The organism is Streptomyces boluensis (assembly GCF_009908195.1).
In the GTDB taxonomy this organism is placed as follows: Bacteria; Actinomycetota; Actinomycetes; order Streptomycetales; family Streptomycetaceae; genus Streptomyces; species Streptomyces boluensis.
In genome coordinates this window covers 1-4,104 of record NZ_JAAAHS010000533.1, presented here as the reverse complement: position 1 = coordinate 4,104, position 4,104 = coordinate 1, and the positions used below count along the sequence as shown (strand labels likewise).

Here is a 4,104-nt window from a genome sequence, read left to right as displayed (position 1 = left end):
GACCCCGCCGCCCGCCCCGTCCTGGACGTCTGGTGCGAGCTCCAGTGCCCCGACTGCCGCTCCGCCCTCGACGACGTCCGGGCCCTGCGCGCCCGCTACGGCGACCGGCTCGAGGTGCGCCTGCGGCACTTCCCGCTGGAGAAGCACAAGCACGCCTTCGCCGCCGCCCAGGCCGCCGAGGAAGCCGCAGAGCAGGGCCAGGGCTGGCCCTACGTGGAGGCCGTGCTCGCCCGGGTCGAGGAGTTCGGCCGCGCCGGCGAGCCGCTGCTCGTCGACGTGGCGCGCGAGATCGGCCTGGACGCCGAGGAGTTGGACACCGCGCTGATCGACGGCCGGCACATCCTGATCGTCGACGCCGACCAGGCCGAGGGCAAGGCCATCGGGGTCACCGGGACACCGACGTACGTCATCGACGGCGAGCGGCTCGACGGTGGAAAGAGCCAGGACGGGCTGCGGGAGCGGATCGAGCAGATCGTGGACCGGCTGCTCGCCGACTAGCAACTCCCGCCCCCGGCCCCGCCGTTCGGGCTCAGCGCAGGGATTTGTGCAGGTAGTACGTGACCGGCTGGTAGCCCAGTGACTCGTACAGGCGCAGCGCCGGGGTGTTGCCCGCGAAGACGTTGAGGCCGATGGCGTCCGCTCCCCCGCGCACGCCGTCCCGCTCGGCAAGGAGCATCAGTGTGCGGCCGTGGCCGCGGCCTCGGTGCGCCTCGACGACCTCCACGTCGTAGACGAACGCGCCGTCGTCGTTCACCACCAGCCAGAGGGTGCCCACCTCCGTGCCCTCGTGCGCCAGGACCAGCAGGGACGTGCCGGGGGTGGCCGGGCCGTCGGGCAGCAGCCACGCGTGGTCGCTCGCCGACTTGGCGTTGGCCTGGTCCTCGGGGACGCCGCGCTCGATCCAGGTCTGCGCGTACGCGGCCTGCGCCTGGGCCAGCCAGGGCGCGTACTCGGCGTCGGTCATCGGGCGTACGGTGCTGCCCTCCGGCAGCTCCGGGGGTGCGCCGGTGTCGAGCGGCTTGGCCATCCGGCGGTTGCGCTCGATGTATCCGAGCGCCTCGGCGAGGCTCAGGGCGGCCGGGGCCGTGGCCGGGATGGTCACCTCGACCCTGGTGCAGCCCCAGCCGCGCAGCACTTCCTCGGCGGCGAGCGCGGCGACCGTGGCCCGGCCGCGGCGGCGGTCCGGCTCGTCGATCGCGAGGTGTCGGACCTGGCCCACGGTGGGGCCGAAGACGGGGTGGGTGGCGAGTTCCGCGGTGCCCACGGGACGGCTGTTCACGCACACCTGGTAGGTGCGTGAACGCATGCCGTCCGTATCGCGCTGAAGCGGCCCGGTCGGCCGCAGAGTGGTGGTCATCAGGGGGTTTCTACCCGCTGCCGGGCCGCTCGTCATCCGATTTCGCTCTACGCGCTGCCGCTCACGGGTCCAGGTCGGCGCCGGAGCGCTCGTCGAAGATCCGCATGGCCTTGGCGGTCACCGGCCCTGGGGCGCCCCCGAGTTGGCGGTCGTCGACCCGGTGGACGGCCTGGATGTCGCGGAGCGTGGAGGTCAGGAAGATCTCGTCGGCGCGGTCGAGAACGTCGAGGGGCAGGTCGCTCTCGCGGGCGCCGGTCCACTCGACGGCCAGCGCGCGGGTGATCCCGGCGAGGCAGCCGGAGGCGACCGGCGGCGTGTGGATCTCACCGTCGAGCACGACGAAGACATTGGATCCGGTGCCCTCGCAGAGCTGCCCCACGGTGTTGGCGAACAGCGCCTCACTGGCACCCGCTTCACGCGCGCGGGCGAGGGCGACCACGTTCTCCGCGTACGAGGTGGTCTTCAGGCCGGTGAGCGCGCCGCGTTCATTGCGCGTCCACGGGACGGTGATCGTCGCCGTGGTGTCCGGGCGGCGGGTGACGTCGCCGAGCGCGACGACCAGGGTCTGGCCCGCGTCGCCGCGGTCCGAGCCGAGCGGCGAGAGTCCGCCGGTGTACGTGATGCGCAGCCGCCCGAGCGGCATCGGGTTGGCGTCGAGGACGGCGGCGCAGGCGCGGCGCACCTCGTCGAGGTCGGGCTCGGGCAGGCCGAGGCCGCGCGCGGAGCGGGCAAGGCGGTCGAGGTGCCGGGTGAGGGCGAAGGCGCGGCCGTCCACGGCCTTGAGCGTCTCGAACACGCCGTCGCCCACGGTCAGCCCGTGGTCGAGGACCGATACGCGTGCCGTGTCGAGCTCCTGCAGCCCGCCGTTGAGCCAGATCTTCACGTGAGGCTTCCTCCCAGTGCGTCGTACGTACCCGACGCTACCGCGAGCAGCCGGGACGCCTTGAGTTCGGTCTCCCGCCACTCGCGCTCGGGGTCGGAGCCCCAGGTGATGCCCGCGCCGGTACCGAAGCGCAGCACGCCCGCGGTGCGGTCGGCCCAGAAGGTGCGGATGCCGACGGCCAGTTCGCCGGTGCCGCGGTCGGCGTCGACCCAGCCGACGCCGCCGCAGTACGGGCCGCGCGGTGCCGTCTCCAGGGCGTCGATGATCCGCAGCGCGCTGGACTTGGGGGCGCCGGTGACCGAGCCGGGCGGGAAGGTCGCGTCGAGCAACTCCGGCCAGCCGGCGCCCTCGGCGAGTTCGCCGCGCACCGTGGAGACGAGGTGCACGAGGCCGGGGTGCTTCTCGACCACGCACAGTTCGGGAACGGTGACGGAACCGGTGGCGCAGACCCGGCCGAGGTCGTTGCGGACCAGGTCGACGATCATCACGTTCTCGGCATGGTCCTTGTCGAGCAGGTCGGCCTCGGTCCGTCCGGTGCCCTTGATCGGCCCGGACTCCACGACACCGCCCCGCCTGCGGAGGAAGAGTTCCGGCGAGGCCGTGGCGATCTCCACGCCGTGCTCCGGGAGCCGGATCGTGCCCGCGTACGGGGCGGGGTTGCCGCGGGCGAGGAGTGCGGTGAGGGCGTCCAGGTCGGCGTCCGGGGCGAGTGGCGCGGAGAGCACCCGGCAGAGGTTGGCCTGGTAGACCTCGCCGGCCGCGATGTGTTCGCGGATGCGGCGTACGCCCGCCGTGTACGCGGCGCGGTCGAGCGATGTCGTCCAGTCACCGGCGGCGGGCCCGCGCCAGCGGCCGGGGACCGGGGGCGGGACGGGTTCCTCGCGGACGCTGTCGAAGCGGGCGCAGACCAGGGCGCCCTCGAAGTCGGCGGCCACGGCCCAGAAGCCGGTGGAGTCGAGAGCCGCGGGGTCGCTGGTGACATCGCGCAGGTCGGTGGCCACGAGACTGCCGAAACGTGCCATCGGGGAGAACGGAGCCGGGGGGTTGTGCACGGCTGCGAGTCTATGGCGGTGTGCCGCGGGCCGCCCCGGGCCGGTGTCCGCCCAGCACGCTGCGTAAACGCGTTTTTGTACTAGGCCCGGAATCCGCTAGAGTTCAACACGTCGCCGGGACGCGCCAAGCGCCCCGGAGGAACAAGCGGACGTAGCTCAGTTGGTAGAGCGCAACCTTGCCAAGGTTGAGGTCGCCAGTTCGAACCTGGTCGTCCGCTCAGGATGTGGGGGATCTTCCCGAACTCCCACGCTCCTGGTGGAGTGGCCGAGAGGCGAGGCAACGGCCTGCAAAGCCGTCTACACGGGTTCAAATCCCGTCTCCACCTCCAAGGACGATTAGCTCAGCGGGAGAGCGCTTCCCTGACACGGAAGAGGTCACTGGTTCAATCCCAGTATCGTCCACTGCCCGGTACTCTTACGGGCCCCGCGCGATTAGCTCAGCGGGAGAGCGCTTCCCTGACACGGAAGAGGTCACTGGTTCAATCCCAGTATCGCGCACGCAGTGCACATGACCTTCGGGTTCATGGTCCCGAGGACGATTAGCTCAGCGGGAGAGCGCTTCCCTGACACGGAAGAGGTCACTGGTTCAATCCCAGTATCGTCCACCGCAGTTGAAGCCCCCGGCCATCTGGCCGGGGGCTTCTTCGTGCGCGCGAGCGGTCCCGCAGCCGAGGCCCGGGTGGGGTGCACCCGGGCCTGTGGGCTCAGGTGGCTCAGGAGGAGAACAGCATCCGGCCGAAACTCTTCTGCCGGTAGTGCCCGTGGTGGCCGTGGCCGCCGTGGTGCGGGGCGGGGGCGCCCCAGGCCGGCTG

At 71.9% G+C, this 4,104-nt stretch carries 4 protein-coding genes, 5 tRNA genes and 1 pseudogene; 6 read left to right on the top strand and 4 right to left on the bottom strand.

The window, feature by feature from the left end; genetic code table 11:
* On the top strand, window positions 1-498 hold a 498-nt coding region (locus GUY60_RS35345; RefSeq protein WP_161705454.1), incomplete at its 5' end, for a DsbA family protein.
* 31 nt (window positions 499-529) lie between these two features.
* Here the strand turns inward: GUY60_RS35345 and GUY60_RS35340 are convergent.
* The 3 genes from GUY60_RS35340 to GUY60_RS35330 all read right to left on the bottom strand — a co-directional run bounded on the left by GUY60_RS35340 (window position 530) and on the right by GUY60_RS35330 (window position 3,262).
* The gene (locus tag GUY60_RS35340; protein WP_161705452.1) at window positions 530-1,357 is read right to left on the bottom strand and encodes a GNAT family N-acetyltransferase; all 828 of its coding nucleotides are present in this window, start codon (window positions 1,355-1,357) and stop codon (window positions 530-532) included.
* Window positions 1,358-1,418: 61 nt separating this feature from the next.
* The gene (locus tag GUY60_RS35335; RefSeq protein WP_161705450.1) at window positions 1,419-2,240 is read right to left on the bottom strand and encodes an aminotransferase class IV; all 822 of its coding nucleotides are present in this window, start codon (window positions 2,238-2,240) and stop codon (window positions 1,419-1,421) included.
* Window positions 2,237-3,262, bottom strand: coding sequence for a chorismate-binding protein (locus GUY60_RS35330; protein ID WP_161705456.1), 1,026 nt, complete (start codon window positions 3,260-3,262; stop codon window positions 2,237-2,239). Before GUY60_RS35330 ends, GUY60_RS35335 begins: the two co-directional genes overlap by 4 nt.
* Window positions 3,263-3,437: 175 nt before the next feature.
* On the opposite strand from GUY60_RS35330, the gene GUY60_RS35325 reads away from it, so the two are divergent.
* The 5 genes from GUY60_RS35325 to GUY60_RS35305 all read left to right on the top strand — a co-directional run bounded on the left by GUY60_RS35325 (window position 3,438) and on the right by GUY60_RS35305 (window position 3,897).
* Window positions 3,438-3,510: transfer RNA gene (locus tag GUY60_RS35325), tRNA-Gly, on the top strand.
* A gap of 37 nt (window positions 3,511-3,547) precedes the next feature.
* Window positions 3,548-3,621: transfer RNA gene (locus tag GUY60_RS35320), tRNA-Cys, on the top strand.
* Window position 3,622: 1 nt separating this feature from the next.
* A tRNA-Val gene (locus tag GUY60_RS35315) sits at window positions 3,623-3,694 on the top strand.
* Window positions 3,695-3,718: 24 nt separating this feature from the next.
* Window positions 3,719-3,790: transfer RNA gene (locus GUY60_RS35310), tRNA-Val, on the top strand.
* Window positions 3,791-3,825: 35 nt separating this feature from the next.
* A tRNA-Val gene (locus GUY60_RS35305) sits at window positions 3,826-3,897 on the top strand.
* Window positions 3,898-4,005: 108 nt separating this feature from the next.
* Here the strand turns inward: GUY60_RS35305 and GUY60_RS40110 are convergent.
* Window positions 4,006-4,104: pseudogene (locus tag GUY60_RS40110) on the bottom strand (zf-TFIIB domain-containing protein); the annotation flags it as partial.

Excerpts from the sequence above, each read along its gene's own strand:
- GUY60_RS35330 (WP_161705456.1), bottom strand. The coding sequence starts at position 3,262 with ATGGCACGTTTCGGCAGTCTCGTGGCCACCGACCTGCGCGATGTCACC.
- GUY60_RS35340 (WP_161705452.1), bottom strand. The coding sequence starts at position 1,357 with ATGACCACCACTCTGCGGCCGACCGGGCCGCTTCAGCGCGATACGGAC.